Origin of the sequence: Streptomyces sp. NPDC059201 (assembly GCF_042754585.1) — a bacterium.
Classification (GTDB): domain Bacteria; phylum Actinomycetota; class Actinomycetes; order Streptomycetales; family Streptomycetaceae; genus Streptomyces.
Window position 1 is genome coordinate 76,155 of the sequence record NZ_JBHZBB010000008.1, and the last position, 13,506, is coordinate 89,660.

A 13,506-nucleotide genomic window follows, 5' to 3' on the forward strand; every position below is an offset into this window, starting at 1 on the left:
TCACGGATCATGCCCCGGATCAGGGCGATGGCACGGAGTCGTCCCGGACAACGGCGCGTATGGCCGATCCGGACAAGGACACACCGGGATCACTCCCATCCGTAGCATGCGCCGGGCACGCGGCCCCGCCTAGCCTGCGGAGGAAACCCGCAAGAGCGTCCAGAACACCCCAGGAGCCCCGCATGAACGCTGTCCCGCAGGAGCGGCGCGTCGTCACCGCCATTCCCGGTCCGAAGTCGCAGGAGCTTCAGGCTCGCCGGCTGGAGACGGTCGCCGGGGGCGTGGGCTCCACGCTGCCCGTGTTCACGAAGCGCGCGGGCGGCGGGATCATCGAGGACGTCGACGGCAACCGCCTGATCGACTTCGGCTCCGGCATCGCCGTGACGTCCGTGGGCGCCTCCGCCGAGGCCGTCGTGCGCCGCGCCGCCGCGCAGCTCCAGGACTTCACCCACACCTGTTTCATGGTGACCCCGTACGAGGGCTACGTGGAGGTCTGCGAGGCGCTGGCCGAGCTGACCCCGGGCGACCACGCCAAGAAGTCCGCGCTCTTCAACTCCGGCGCCGAGGCCGTCGAGAACGCCGTCAAGATCGCGCGTTCGTACACCAAGCGCCAGGCCGTCGTCGTCTTCGACCACGGCTACCACGGCCGGACGAACCTCACCATGGGCATGACGGCGAAGAACATGCCGTACAAGCAGGGCTTCGGCCCGTTCGCCCCCGAGGTCTACCGCGTGCCGGTCGCCTACGGCTACCGCTGGCCCACCGGCGCCGAGAACGCCGGCCCGGAGGCCGCCGCCCAGGCGATCGACAACATCGTCAAGCAGATCGGCGCCGACAACGTCGCCGCGATCGTCATCGAGCCGGTCCTCGGCGAGGGCGGCTTCATCGAGCCGGCCAAGGGCTTCCTCCCGGCGATCGTGAAGTTCGCCAACGACAACGGCATCGTCTTCGTCGCGGACGAGATCCAGGCCGGCTTCTGCCGCACCGGCCAGTGGTTCGCCTGTGAGGACGAGGGCATCGTCCCGGACCTCATCACCACCGCCAAGGGCATCGCGGGCGGTCTGCCGCTCGCCGCCGTCACCGGCCGCGCCGAGATCATGGACTCCGTCCACGGCGGCGGTCTGGGCGGCACCTACGGCGGCAACCCGGTGGCCTGCGCCGGTGCGCTCGGCGCCATCGAGACGATGAAGGAGCTGGACCTCAACGGGAAGGCCAAGCGCATCGAGGAGGTCATGAAGGGCCGCCTCACCGCGATGCAGGAGAAGTTCCCGCTCATCGGCGACATCCGCGGCCGCGGCGCCATGATCGCCATCGAGCTCGTGAAGGACCCGGTGACGAAGGAGCCGGCCGCCGAGGCCGCCGCCGCGCTCGCCAAGTACTGCCACAACGAGGGCGTCCTCGTCCTCACCTGCGGCACCTACGGCAACGTGCTGCGCTTCCTCCCGCCGCTGGTCATCGGCGAGGACCTGCTCAACGAGGGTCTGGACGTCATCGAGTCGGCGCTGGCCGCGCTCTGACGAGCCGCCGCCGGTCGCTTCGGCGCAAAGAGTGAAGACTCTGTGGGGGGCCGATGGCGGGACGCGTTTCCCGCTGTCGGTCCCCCGCTTCGTGCCGTACGGTCGTCCCCAGATGAGAGAAACACCCAGGGCGGAGCCTCCCCAGCCCCGCCCGCACCGTGCCGACGCGCACACCGCCGGAGCCTCGTGCTCCGGGACTCCTCACCGATCGGATGGCCGCCCGCCCCACACCCCCCGGGGCGCGCGGCAGCCCGATCCCCTCGGCCGCCCCGGAACCACCCCCCCTGTTCCAGGGCGGCCGGCTCTCTTCTCGGCGCTCGTCGCCCTCGCCGTCGTGACCTGGCAGGTGCTCGTCCACGGCCCCTTGGCCAGGCTCGACGAGCGGGTGTCCCGCTCTCTGGTGGACACCGTCCCCCGGCGGCTGAGCGAACTCGCCTCCGACCTCGGCAATCTGACCGTGGCCCTTCCCGTGCTCGCCGCCGCGATGGCGTACGCGGTGTGGCGCGGCCGGCGCCGCGACGCCCTCTTCGCGGGCCTCGCCATGGCCGCCGTACCGCTGCTCGTCGTCCCCCTGAAGGAGTGGACGGCCCGCCCCGGTCCGCTCGAACCCTGGGCCCAGGGCTACTACCCGTCCGGTCATACGGCCACGGCGATGGTGGCCTATTTCGGTGCCGCGTACCTGGTGTCGAGGCGACTCGTCCCCGTCGCCGCCGTGCTGACGGCGGTGACGGGGACGGGTCTGGTCCTGCGGGGCTACCACTGGCCGCTGGATGTGCTGGCCAGTCTCTGCCTGGGCTTCCTGATCCTGGGGGTCAGCTCCAGTTATAGGCGTCGAAGTTCCGGCTGAACTCCCACTGGTTGAAGCGGTCCCAGTTGATCGACCAGGTCATCAGGCCGCGCAGGGACGACCAGGTGCCGTGGGTCTGGTAGGTGCCGCAGTTGGTCTTCTTGGTGAGGCAGTCCAGGGCCTTGTCGACCTCGGCCGGGCTGGTGTGGCCGTTGCCCGCCTGGGTGGAGGCGGGGAGGCCGATGGCGACCTGGTCGGGGCGCAGGCCCGGGAAGACGCGCTCGGTGTTGCCGGCGACCGGGAAGCCGGTGAGCAGCATGTCGGTCATGGCGATGTGGAAGTCGGCGCCGCCCATGGAGTGGTACTGGTTGTCCAGGCCCATGATGGGGCCGGAGTTGTAGTCCTGGACGTGCAGCAGGGTGAGGTCGTCGCGCAGGGCGTGGATGACCGGCAGGTAGGCGCCGGCGCGCGGGTCCTGGCCGCCCCAGGGGCCGGAGCCGTAGAACTGGTAGCCGAGCTGGACGAAGAAGGTCTCGGGGGCCATCGTCAGGACGAACTTCGCGCCGTACTTGGCCTTGAGGGTCTTGATCGCCTGGATGAGGTTGACGATGACCGGGCTGGTCGGGTTCCGGAAGTCGGTGTCGCCGGTCTGGAGCGAGAGCGAGTGGCCCTCGAAGTCGATGTCGAGGCCGTCGAGGCCGTACTCGTCGATGATCTTCGAGACGGACGAGACGAAGGCGTCGCGGGCGGCGGTGGTGCCGAGCTGGACCTGCCCGTTCTGGCCGCCGATGGAGATGAGGACCTTCTTGCCGGCGGCCTGCTTGGCCTTGATGGCGGCCTTGAAGTCCGCCTCCGACTCGACGGTCGGGCACTCGGCGACCGGGCAGAGCTTGAAGCGGATGTCGCCGGAGGTCACCGAGGTCGGCTCGCCGAAGGCGAGGTTGATGACGTCCCAGGAGTCCGGCACGTCGGCCATGCGGGTGTAGCCGGAGCCGTTGGCGAAGCTGGCGTGGAGGTAGCCGACGAGGGCGCGGGCGGGCAGTTCGGTGCCTCCGCCGCCGCCGGAGGTCGTGGTGGCGGTGACGGCCGTGGACTTCGCGGACTCGCCCGCGCTGTTGGCGGCGGAGACCTGGAAGGAGTACGGGGTGTTCGGGGTGAGGCCGGTGGCGGTGTACGAGGTGCCGGTGACCGTCGCGACGAGGCTCGTGCCGCGGTAGACCTTGTACGAGGTGGCTCCCGCGACCGCGGGCCAGGTGAGCGGCACCGAGGTGGAGGTCGGGCTGCCGGCGGCCAGGCCCGTGGGGGTGGCGGGGATCTGGACGGGGTCGCCGCCGGGGCCGTAGAGCGAGAGGTCGTCGGCCTGGTAGGCGGGGGTGCCGTACCAGCCGTGGGTGTAGACGGTGACCGAGGTGGTGTTCGCGCCGGTGGTGAAGGACTTGCTGAGTTTCTGCCAGTCCGGGGCCGACTGGGTCCAGCCGTAGCCGTCGGTGGTGCCGGTGCCGGTGACGCCCAGGTAGACGTAGCTGCCGCGGACCCAGCCGCTGAGCGTGTACGCGGAGTTGGGCTTCACGGTGATGGTCTGGGAGCACTTGGCGTTGTCGCTGCCGGCCGGGGTGGCCTGGAGCGCCTGGGTGCCGCCGTGCACGGGCGAGGCGACGACGGCGCCGCTGCCCGCCGTGCAGTTCCAGCCGTCCAGGCCGGCCTCGAAGCCGCCGTTGCGCGCGAGTTCGGAGTCGGCGGCCTGGGCGGCCGGTGAGAGTGCGGCGAGCCCGCCCATGGCGAGGGCGCCCGCCAGGAGCAGGGTGAGAGGTCTGGTGCGGTCCACGACTGCCTCCGGGGGTGGGGGATCGGAGTGGAGCGCGCCACAGCATGGTCCAGACCAATCGAGTGGTCAAGACCTCTGTACGGGGCGGGACTTGGGAGGGGGGACGCGCGGGGGGCGGTTTCAGGAGGCGCTCCCCCCTCGTGGCTCCTCGCGGGCGAGTCCGCCCGCGGCCTCGTGCATGGCCAGTTCGAGCAGCGAGGCGTCGGTGAGCGTGCCCCGCCCGTCGGGGACGACGAGCCAGCGCACTCCCCCGGTCGACCGGCCCGGATACGGGACGACGATCCAGGTGCCGGGGCCGGCGCCGCGCACTCCGGTGCCGAGCCAGCGGGCGGCGGTGCCGGGCGGGACGAAGAAGCCGACGCGGGCGTCGCCGAAGTCGGCGAGGACGGGTCCTGGCCGGTCGACCAGGCGGGTCAGGACGTCGAGGGTGGGGTGGCCGAGCCCGCCCGGCAGGATCAGCACGTCCCAGCGCCGGCCGGCGGGCAGCAGGGCGACCCCGTGCGGGTTGCGCTCCCACTCCCAGCGGCAGGCGTCGGGATCCGGCGCGACCGCGGCCAGCCATTCCACCGCGGCCTTGACGCCCGGGGCCCCCGTAGATGTCATCGTGCGAACTCCTCTCCGTGAGGACGCGCGGAGGTGCGCGTCCACACGGAGAGAGCGCGATGGTTCCCCGCTGTTACGCGGGTTTCCCTACCCATCGGTTGTGATCTGAATCACACCTCGGGAGGCGGCCTCAGCTGTCGAAGCCGAGGCCCAGCTTGTCCATCGTCTTCAGCCACAGGTTCCGCCGGCCGCCGTTGGCGTCCGCGCGGGCCAGCGACCACTTGGTGATCCCGATGCCGGCCCAGGCGATCGGCTCCGGCGGGAAGGGCAGCGGCTTGGAGCGGACCATGGACAGCTCCGTGCGCTCGGTGCGCTCCCCCGCGAGCAGGTCGAGCATCACGTCGGCGCCGAAGCGGGTGGCGCCGACGCCGAGGCCGGTGTAGCCCGCCGCGTACGCCACCTTGCCCTGGTGGGCGGTGCCGAAGAAGGCCGAGAAGCGCGAGCAGGTGTCGATCGCGCCGCCCCAGGCGTGGCTGAAACGGAGCCCCTCCAGCTGCGGGAAGCAGGTGAAGAAGTGCTCGGCCAGCTTGAGGTACGTCTCCGGGCGGTGGTCCATCTCCGCCTGCACCTTGCCGCCGAAGCGGTAGATGGCGTCGTAGCCGCCCCAGAGGATGCGGTGGTCGGCGGTGATGCGGAAGTAGTGGAACTGGTTGGCGGAGTCGCCGAGACCCTGCCGGTTCTTCCAGCCGATGGAGGCGAGCTGCTCGTCGGTGAGCGGCTCGGTGACCAGCGCGTAGTCGTAGACCGGGACGGTGTACGGGCGCAGCCGCTTGACCAGCGACGGGAAGACGTTGGTGCCGAGGGCGACCCGGCGGGCGGCGACCCGGCCGTACGGGGTGCGGACGGCCATGCCCGCGCCGGCCGACACCAAGTCGAGGCCCGGGGTGTTCTCGAAGATCCGCACGCCGAGGTCGAGGCAGGCGCGCTTGAGGCCCCAGGCGAGCTTCGCCGGGTGGAGCATGGCGACGCCGTCGCGGTCCCACAGGCCGCCGCGGAAGGTCGGCGAGTTCACCTCGGCCCGGACGGCGTCCTGGTCGAGGAGGGTGAGGCCGTCGGCGAGGCCGAGCCGGTCGGCCTCCTCGTACCACTCGTGGAGCTCGTCGACCTGGTACGCCTCGGTGGCCACGTCGATCTCGCCGGTGCGCTCGAACTCGCAGTCCAGCGCGTAGCGGGTGACGGCCTCCTCGATGGAGTCGAGGTTGGCCGCGCCGAGCCGTTCGAGCTGCGGCAGCTCGCCCGGCCAGCGGGAGAGGCCGTTGCCGAAGCCGTGGGTGAGGGAGGCGGCGCAGAAGCCGCCGTTGCGGCCCGAGGCGGCCCAGCCCACCTCGTGGCCTTCGATCAGCACGACGTCCTGGGAGGGGTCGCGCTCCTTGGCGAGGAGCGCGGTCCACAGTCCGCTGTAGCCGCCGCCGACGACGAGGAGGTCGCACTTCTCGGTGCCGGTGAGGGCGGGCAGGGCGCCGGGCTTGCCGGGGTCTTCCAGCCAGAAGGGGACGGGCTGGGCGTCGGAGAGAGATTGTGCAGCGAGACGCATGGCGACTGGGGCCATGGTTTCCAACTCCTTCGGTGCCTGAGAGCTTCCTACGCTCAGGCTGTTGCTGTTTTCTTGCGCCGGTTCGTAATGATTTGCCCGGCTACGACGATCAGTACCGCGAGGACGAACATCGCGGAGCCGATCACGTTGATCTGAACGGGGGTACCGCGCTGTGCCGAGCCCCAGACGAACATGGGGAAGGTCACGGTGGAGCCCGCGTTGAAGTTGGTGATGATGAAGTCGTCGAACGAGAGTGCGAAGGCGAGCAGGGCGCCGGCCGCGATGCCGGGCGCGGCGATCGGCAGCGTGACCCGCAGGAAGGTCTGCGCGGGCCCCGCGTAGAGGTCGCGCGCCGCCTCCTCCAGGCGCGGGTCCATGGACATGACCCGGGCCTTGACCGCCGTCACGACGAACGACAGGCAGAACATGATGTGGGCGATGAGGACCGTCCAGAAGCCCAGCTCGATCCCCATGTTGAGGAAGAGGGTGAGCAACGAGGCGGCCATCACGACCTCGGGCATCGCCATCGGCAGGAAGATCAGCGAGTTGATCGCGCCGCGCGCCCGGAAGCGGTAGCGGACCAGGGCGAAGGCGATCATCGTGCCGAGGACGACGGCGCCGACCGTGGCCCAGGCGGCGAGCTGGAGCGAGAGCGTGAGCGACTCGCACATGTCGGCGACGCCGCAGGGGTCCTTCCAGGCGTCGAGGGAGAACTGCTGCCACGAGTAGTTGAAGCGCCCGTTCGGCTTGTTGAACGAGAACACCATGACCACGACGTTCGGCAGGATCATGTACGCGAGCGTCAGCAGGCCCGCGATGACGACGACGTTCTTGCGCAGCCAGGTCATCAGACGAGGTCCTCCGTTCCCGCCTTGCGGATGTAGACGGTGACCATGAGGAGCACGATCGCCATGAGGATGAAGGACAGGGCGGCGGCCGTCGGGTAGTCCAGGACGCGGAGGAACTGCGACTGGATGACGTTGCCGATCATCTTGGTGTCGGTGGAGCCGAGCAGTTCGGCGTTGACGTAGTCGCCGCTCGCCGGGATGAAGGTGAGCAGGGTGCCGGAGACGACGCCGGGCATCGACAGCGGGAAGGTCACCTTGCGGAAGGTGGTCGCCGGGGAGGCGTAGAGGTCCTTCGCCGCCTCGTGCAGCCGGCCGTCGATCCGCTCCAGCGAGGTGTAGAGCGGCAGGATCATGAACGGCAGGAAGTTGTACGTGAGGCCGCAGACGACCGCCATCGGCGTGGCCAGCACCCGCTCGCCCTCGGTCCAGCCGAGCCAGCTGGTCACGTCGAGGACGTGCAGCGCGTTGAGCACGTCGACCACGAGGCTGTCGTCGGCCAGGATCGTCTTCCACGCCAGCGTCCGGATGAGGAAGCTGGTGAAGAAGGGCGCGATCACGAGGACGAGGAGCAGGTTGCGCCAGCGGCCCGCCTTGAAGGCGATGAGGTACGCGAGCGGGTAGCCGAGCAGCAGGCAGAGCAGCGTCGCGGTGCCCGCGTACGCCAGGGAGCGCAGCAGCTGCGGCCAGTACTCGGTGAAGGCGTCGACGTACGTCCGGAAGTGCCAGGTGACCTGGAAGCCCTCTTCGAGGGAGCCCGTCTGCACCGAGGTCGACGCCTGGTAGACGAGCGGCAGGGCGAAGAAGACGATCAGCCAGAGGATGCCGGGCAGCAGCAGCCAGTAGGGGACGAGCCGCTTGCGGGTGGGAGGCTTGCGCAGCACCGGTTCGTCGACCGGTCCGGGGGCCTCCTTGGTCAGGGTGGTGCTCACGAGGCGTCCTCCACCGTCTCCACGCCCGCGTCGATGTCCTGGGCGGCATCCAGCCCGAACGTGTGGGCCGGGTTCCAGTGCAGGATCACCTCGGCGCCGGGGCGGAGCCGCGCGTCGCGCTCGATGTTCTGCTCGTAGACCTGGAGCTCCGCGCCGGCCGGCGAGTTCACCACGTACTGGGTGGAGACGCCGATGAAGGAGGAGTCCACGATCCGGCCGGTGACCTGGTTGCGCCCGTCCGCGATCGAGCCGGCGTCGTCGGCGTGCGTGAGCGAGATCTTCTCGGGGCGGACGCCGACCAGGAGCTTGCCGCCCTGGCGGACGGCGTCGGTACAGCGGTCGCCGGGCACCTTGAGCTTGCCGCCGCCCGCGGTGACGACCACGTCCGAACCGGTCTCGACGACCTCCGCCTCGATGAGGTTGGAGGTGCCGAGGAAGTTGGCGACGAAGGTGGTGCGCGGGTTCTCGTACAGGTCGCCGGGGGCACCGAGCTGCTCGACCCGGCCGCCGTTCATGACCGCGACCTGGTCGGCCATGGTCATGGCCTCCTCCTGGTCGTGGGTGACGTGCACGAAGGTGATGCCGACCTCGGTCTGGATCCGCTTGAGCTCCAGCTGCATCTGGCGGCGCAGCTTGAGGTCGAGGGCGCCGAGCGGCTCGTCGAGGAGGAGCACCTGCGGGTGGTTGATGAGCGCGCGGGCGACGGCGACGCGCTGCTGCTGGCCGCCGGAGAGCTGGTGCGGCTTGTGCCGGGCCTTGTCGCCGAGCTGGACGAGCTCCAGCATGTCGTCGACCTGCTTCTTCACCGACTTGATGCCGCGGCGGCGCAGGCCGAAGGCGATGTTCTCGGAGATGTCCATGTGCGGGAAGAGCGCGTAGGACTGGAAGACGGTGTTGACCGGCCGCTTGTAGGGCGGGAGGTCGGTGACGTCCCGGTCGCCGAGGAAGATCGTGCCGGTGGAGGGGTCCTCCAGGCCGGCGATCATGCGCAGGGTGGTGGTCTTGCCGCAGCCCGAGGCGCCGAGCAGGGCGAAGAAGGAGCCCTGCGGGACGGTGAGGTCGAGCGGGTGGACGGCGGTGAAGGAGCCGTAGGTCTTGCTGATCCCGGTGAGTCGGACGTCGCCGCCGGTGGTCTTGTCAGTCATGGGTTGCGGTCCCGGATCTACGTGTTGGATGGACGACGGCTCAGGCGCCGATGAGCTTCGCGAACTTCTCCTCGTACGCCGTCTCTTCCTCGCTGGTCAGCGAGCGGAAGGCGCGGGACTTCCTGGCCATGGCCTTGTCCGGGAGGATCAGCGTGTTGGCGGCCAGCTCGGGATCGATCTTGGCCAGCTCGTCCTTGACCCCGTCGACGGGGCAGACGTAGTTGATGTACGCGGCGAGCTGGGCGGCCACGGGAAGCTCGTAGTAGTAGTCGATGAGCTTCTCGGCGTTGGTCTTGTGACCGGCCTGCGCCGGGACGAGCAGGTTGTCCGTGGAGGTGATGTACCCGGCGTTCGGGATGGCGTACTGGATGTCCGGGTTGTCCGCCTGGAGCTGGATGACGTCGCCGGCCCAGGCGAGACAGGCGGCGAGGTCGCCCTTGTCCAGGTCGGAGGTGTAGTCGTTGCCGGTGAAGCGGCGGATCTGCTTCTTGTCGACGGCCTTCTGGAGGCGTCCGATCGCCGCGTCGTAGTCGGCGTCGGTGAACTTCCCCGGGTCCTTGCCCAGGTCGAGCAGGGTCATGCCGACGGTGTCGCGCATCTCGGTGAGGAAGCCGACCCGGCCCTTGAGGGCGGGGTCGTCGAGGAGCTGGCTGACCGAGTCGACCTTCTTCCCGCCGGTCGCCTTGGTGTTGTAGGCGATGACGGTGGAGATGCCGGTCCAGGGGTACGAGTAGGAGCGGCCCGGGTCCCAGTCGGGGCGGCGGAACTGCGCGGAGAGGTTCGCGTAGGCGTTGGGCAGGTTCGCGGGGTCGAGCTTCTGCGCCCAGCCGAGCCGGATGATGCGGGCGGCGAGCCAGTCGGTGACGCAGATCAGGTCGCGGCCGGTGTCCTGGCCGGCCGCGAGCTGCGGCTTGATCTTGCCGAAGAACTCGACGTTGTCGTTGATGTCCTCGGTGTACTTGACCTTGATCCCGGTGCGCCTGGTGAACTCCGCCAGGGTCGGGCGGGACTTCTCGTCCTCGCTGACGTCCATGTACTCGGTCCAGTTGGAGAAGTTGAGCGTCTTCTCCTTGGCCGACACGTCGGTGGACGCGGGGCCCTGGCCCTCCCGCTTGGCCGGCGGGATGCCGCAGGCGGTCAGGCCGGCCAGGCCGCCGACCGCCAGCGCGCCCACGCCGCCGGCCCGCAGCAGCGAACGGCGGCCGAGGGCACCACGGCCGCTCGTCATGCTCCGCCGGATCGCCGCGAGCTGCGCGGCGGACAGGCGGTCGGGCTCGTACTGCTCCATGCGCTGTGCCCTTTCGGGATGGTTGCGCCGCTGGTCGGGCGGCTGACGACTATCGGTCCCCGAAGATCGTGCGGTGCCAGTCCTTGGCCGCCACCGCGGTGTTGTCGAACATCACGTGCTTGACCTGCGTGTACTCCTCGAAGGAGTAGGCGGACATGTCCTTTCCGTAGCCGGACGCCTTGGACCCGCCGTGCGGCATCTCGCTGATGATCGGGATGTGGTCGTTGACCCAGACGCAGCCGGCCTGGATCTCCCGGGTGGCCCGGTTCGCCCGGTAGACGTCGCGGCTCCAGGCGGAGGCGGCGAGGCCGTACGGGGTGTCGTTGGCGAGCCGGATGCCCTCGTCGTCGGTGTCGAAGGGCAGGGCCACCAGGACCGGGCCGAAGATCTCCGACTGCACGACCTCGCTGTCCTGCGCCGCGCCGGTGATCAGGGTGGGACGGTAGTATGCGCCGTTCTTGAGCTCTCCACCAGGGGCTTCGCCTCCGGTGACGACGGTCGCGTAGCCGCGGGCGCGCTCGACGAAGCCGGCGACCCGGTCGCGGTGGACGTACGAGACCAGCGGGCCGAGGTCGGTGGACGGGTCGAAGGGGTCGCCGAGCCGGACGGTCTCCATCAGCTCCGCGACCCGGGCGACGAAGGCGTCGAAGAGCGGGCGCTGGACGTAGGCGCGGGTGGCGGCGGTGCAGTCCTGGCCGCTGTTGATGAGGGAGGCGGCCACGGCGCCGTGGGCCGCCGCCTCCAGGTCGGCGTCGTCGAAGACGACGAAGGGGGCCTTGCCGCCCAGCTCCAGGTGGAGCCGCTTGACGGTGGCGGTGGCGACCTCGGCGACCCGCTTGCCGACCGGGGTGGAGCCGGTGAAGGACGTCATGACGACGTCGGGGTGGCCGACCAGGTGCTCGCCCGCCACCCGGCCGGAGCCGGTGACCACGTTGATCACGCCGTCGGGGATGCCCGCCTCCTTCGCCGCCTGCGCGAACATCAGGGAGGTGAGCGGGGTCAGCTCGGCCGGCTTCAGGACGATCGTGTTGCCCGCGGCGATCGCCGGGAGGATCTTCCAGGCGGCCATCTGGAGCGGGTAGTTCCAGGGCGCGATCGAGCCGACCACGCCGAGCGGCTCGCGCCGGATGTACGAGGTGTGGTCGCCGGAGTACTCGGCGGCGGACTGGCCCTGGAGGTGGCGGGCCGCGCCGGCGAAGAAGGCGGTGTTGTCGATCGTGCCCGGCACGTCGAACTCGGTGGTGAGCCGGATCGGCTTGCCGCACTGGAGGGACTCGACCCGCGCGAAGTCCTCCGCCCACTCGGCGAGGACCGCGGCGAAGCGGTGGAGGGCGTCGGAGCGCTCACCGGGGGTGGCGCCGGCCCATCCGGGGAAGGCCGCCTTGGCGGCGGCCACGGCCGCGTCGACGTCCGCGGTGGAGGCGAGCGCGTAGGTGTACACGCTCTCGCCGGTGGCGGGGTCGACGACGCTGTGCGTCTGTCCCGAGGTTCCGGGGCGGAGCCGTCCGCCGATGTACTGCGCGCCGTCCGCGAAGCGGTCCGTCACCTGGAAGCGGTTGCCCATGACGCTCTCCGTTGTCCCAGCTCGAATTGAGTGCCGATCCTGACAGAGGGATACGACTCGAACAAGTGATTCCGTTGTTGCCTTTTGGTTACTCGACGGAATCGGTCGACCAAGTGTCGAGGCGGCAGGAAAATCTTCGTACGGAATGTCGGTCGCTAATGCCAGACTCGCGTGCATGAAGACCGTCGAGGAGCTGACACAGCAGGTCAGCAGGGGTGAGAAGGTGAAGTGGCTGCACTTCTGGGGCCACCGTCCGGCCCCGGACGGACGGCTCACGGCGAGCTGTCTGAGCCAATGGTGGCCGTCACCCTTCGAAAGCGACGGGGTGCGGTACGCCACGGCGGAGCACTGGATGATGGCGGAGAAGGCGCGCCTCTTCGGCGACGCCGAGGCGGAGCGGACGGCGCTCGCCGCCCGCACCCCGGCGGAGGCGAAGAACGCGGGCCGGATGGTCCGCGGCTTCGACGAGACCGTGTGGGCGCGGGAGCGCCTGGGGATCGTGGTGGCCGGCAGCGTCCACAAGTTCGCCTCCGACGAGGGGCTGCGGAGCTATCTGCTCGGGACCGGCACCCGGGTCCTGGTGGAGGCGAGCCCGCTGGACCGCGTCTGGGGCATCGGCCTCGCCGCCGGTGACCCCGGCGCCCACGACCCGGCCCGCTGGCGCGGGCTCAACCTGCTGGGCTTCGCGCTGATGGAGGCGCGGGAGCGGCTGCGTACCGGCGCCGGGTCAGCGGCGGGCGTCGACGACGAGGACCGCTGAGGTCGTCCCGCCGCCCTCGCTCTCCTCGTACTCGTCGATCCGCAGGAAGAGCCAGACGACGAAGGCGAGGACCGCCGCGCCGAGGACGGTGGAGACGACGCCGAGCACGATGCCCGCGGTGGCGGCCCCGCCGTTGCCCGCCTCGCCCCGCTGGACGCGCTTGCGCCCGAGGAGACCGAAGATCAGGGCGAGGACACCGAGGACGATCGACGGGAGGCCGTAGAACCAGAAGAGGCAGGTACCGATGATCCCCAGCACCATGCCCGCCGTGCCCATGCCGTTGTACTGGCCGGCTGTCCGCCCGTACGGCGAGGGGTGGGCCGGCGGATAGCCGTACGCGCCGGGGCCCGACGCCGGCGGATAGCCGTACGCGCCGGGGCCCGACGCCGGCGGATAGCCGTACGAGGACGGGCCGGCGGCCGGGTACCCGTAGCCGCCCACGGGCGCGGGGGCGCCGTACGAGGACGGGCCGCCGGGGGCGACCGGGGGCGGCGGCAGCTCACCGGCGGCCAGGTCCCCGGTCGGCAGGGAGGTGACCGTCGGCTGGTCGTGCACCGGACGGTCCGCCGCGGGCCGCTTGCCCAGGTCCACGGCCTCGTCCGCCCGCCGCCGCGGGGCCCACGGGTCGGCCGCGTCCCGGTCCTGCGGGTCCTGCTCTGCGTTCCTGGACAATCGGGGCTCCCTCCGTGGTCCCGTCATGCTACGG

Annotated in this window: 12 protein-coding genes; 3 read left to right on the forward strand and 9 right to left on the reverse strand. The window is 70.5% G+C overall.

The window, feature by feature from the left end; translation table 11 throughout:
* Positions 1-182 precede the first annotated feature (182 nt).
* Together gabT and ACFXMG_RS24770 are read left to right on the forward strand one after the other, a co-directional pair.
* On the forward strand, positions 183-1,517 hold the full coding sequence (gabT, locus tag ACFXMG_RS24765; protein ID WP_383827669.1) for a 4-aminobutyrate--2-oxoglutarate transaminase: 1,335 nt from the start codon (positions 183-185) through the stop codon (positions 1,515-1,517).
* Between the two features lie 112 nt (positions 1,518-1,629).
* Positions 1,630-2,364: a phosphatase PAP2 family protein gene (locus tag ACFXMG_RS24770; RefSeq protein ID WP_383827667.1), complete on the forward strand. Its 735-nt coding sequence runs from the start codon at positions 1,630-1,632 to the stop codon at positions 2,362-2,364.
* Here the strand turns inward: ACFXMG_RS24770 and ACFXMG_RS24775 are convergent.
* The 8 genes from ACFXMG_RS24775 to ACFXMG_RS24810 form a co-directional block, all read right to left on the reverse strand.
* A complete protein-coding gene (locus ACFXMG_RS24775; RefSeq protein WP_383827697.1) occupies positions 2,330-4,081 on the reverse strand; it encodes a chitinase in 1,752 nt (583 codons plus the stop codon). The two genes, ACFXMG_RS24770 and ACFXMG_RS24775, sit on opposite strands and share 35 nt — an antisense overlap.
* Before the next feature lie 168 nt (positions 4,082-4,249).
* Positions 4,250-4,732 carry a hypothetical protein gene (locus tag ACFXMG_RS24780; protein WP_383827665.1) on the reverse strand — a complete coding sequence of 161 codons (483 nt, stop codon included), beginning with the start codon at positions 4,730-4,732 and terminating at the stop codon, positions 4,250-4,252.
* A gap of 130 nt (positions 4,733-4,862) precedes the next feature.
* On the reverse strand, positions 4,863-6,281 hold the full coding sequence (locus tag ACFXMG_RS24785) for an NAD(P)/FAD-dependent oxidoreductase (RefSeq protein ID WP_383827663.1): 1,419 nt from the start codon (positions 6,279-6,281) through the stop codon (positions 4,863-4,865).
* A 38-nt stretch (positions 6,282-6,319) separates the two neighbouring features.
* Positions 6,320-7,114 carry an ABC transporter permease gene (locus tag ACFXMG_RS24790; protein WP_383827661.1) on the reverse strand — a complete coding sequence of 265 codons (795 nt, stop codon included), beginning with the start codon at positions 7,112-7,114 and terminating at the stop codon, positions 6,320-6,322.
* Complete coding sequence (locus ACFXMG_RS24795) at positions 7,114-8,043, reverse strand: ABC transporter permease (RefSeq protein ID WP_383827659.1); 930 nt, start codon at positions 8,041-8,043, stop codon at positions 7,114-7,116. The genes ACFXMG_RS24790 and ACFXMG_RS24795 overlap by 1 nt, the downstream gene beginning before the upstream one ends.
* A complete protein-coding gene (locus ACFXMG_RS24800; protein ID WP_383827657.1) occupies positions 8,040-9,188 on the reverse strand; it encodes an ABC transporter ATP-binding protein in 1,149 nt (382 codons plus the stop codon). The genes ACFXMG_RS24795 and ACFXMG_RS24800 overlap by 4 nt, the downstream gene beginning before the upstream one ends.
* A gap of 40 nt (positions 9,189-9,228) precedes the next feature.
* Positions 9,229-10,476 (reverse strand): PotD/PotF family extracellular solute-binding protein, encoded by a 1,248-nt coding sequence (locus ACFXMG_RS24805; RefSeq protein WP_383827655.1) that lies wholly within the window; start codon positions 10,474-10,476, stop codon positions 9,229-9,231.
* A gap of 49 nt (positions 10,477-10,525) precedes the next feature.
* On the reverse strand, positions 10,526-12,040 hold the full coding sequence (locus tag ACFXMG_RS24810; RefSeq protein ID WP_383827653.1) for a gamma-aminobutyraldehyde dehydrogenase: 1,515 nt from the start codon (positions 12,038-12,040) through the stop codon (positions 10,526-10,528).
* Between the two features lie 175 nt (positions 12,041-12,215).
* On the opposite strand from ACFXMG_RS24810, the gene ACFXMG_RS24815 reads away from it, so the two are divergent.
* Positions 12,216-12,800, forward strand: coding sequence for an NADAR family protein (locus tag ACFXMG_RS24815; protein ID WP_383827651.1), 585 nt, complete (start codon positions 12,216-12,218; stop codon positions 12,798-12,800).
* Here ACFXMG_RS24815 and ACFXMG_RS24820 read toward each other — a convergent pair.
* Complete coding sequence (locus ACFXMG_RS24820) at positions 12,768-13,472, reverse strand: DUF4190 domain-containing protein (protein ID WP_383827649.1); 705 nt, start codon at positions 13,470-13,472, stop codon at positions 12,768-12,770. The two genes, ACFXMG_RS24815 and ACFXMG_RS24820, sit on opposite strands and share 33 nt — an antisense overlap.
* Positions 13,473-13,506: the final 34 nt, after the last annotated feature.

Excerpts from the sequence above, each read along its gene's own strand:
- ACFXMG_RS24800 (WP_383827657.1), bottom strand. The coding sequence starts at position 9,188 with ATGACTGACAAGACCACCGGCGGCGACGTCCGACTCACCGGGATCAGC.
- gabT (WP_383827669.1), top strand. The coding sequence starts at position 183 with ATGAACGCTGTCCCGCAGGAGCGGCGCGTCGTCACCGCCATTCCCGGT.
- ACFXMG_RS24810 (WP_383827653.1), bottom strand. The coding sequence starts at position 12,040 with ATGGGCAACCGCTTCCAGGTGACGGACCGCTTCGCGGACGGCGCGCAG.
- ACFXMG_RS24785 (WP_383827663.1), bottom strand. The coding sequence starts at position 6,281 with ATGGCCCCAGTCGCCATGCGTCTCGCTGCACAATCTCTCTCCGACGCC.
- ACFXMG_RS24780 (WP_383827665.1), bottom strand. The coding sequence starts at position 4,732 with ATGACATCTACGGGGGCCCCGGGCGTCAAGGCCGCGGTGGAATGGCTG.
- ACFXMG_RS24775 (WP_383827697.1), bottom strand. The coding sequence starts at position 4,081 with ATGGGCGGGCTCGCCGCACTCTCACCGGCCGCCCAGGCCGCCGACTCC.
- ACFXMG_RS24790 (WP_383827661.1), bottom strand. The coding sequence starts at position 7,114 with ATGACCTGGCTGCGCAAGAACGTCGTCGTCATCGCGGGCCTGCTGACG.
- ACFXMG_RS24805 (WP_383827655.1), bottom strand. The coding sequence starts at position 10,476 with ATGGAGCAGTACGAGCCCGACCGCCTGTCCGCCGCGCAGCTCGCGGCG.
- ACFXMG_RS24815 (WP_383827651.1), top strand. The coding sequence starts at position 12,216 with ATGAAGACCGTCGAGGAGCTGACACAGCAGGTCAGCAGGGGTGAGAAG.
- ACFXMG_RS24770 (WP_383827667.1), top strand. The coding sequence starts at position 1,630 with ATGAGAGAAACACCCAGGGCGGAGCCTCCCCAGCCCCGCCCGCACCGT.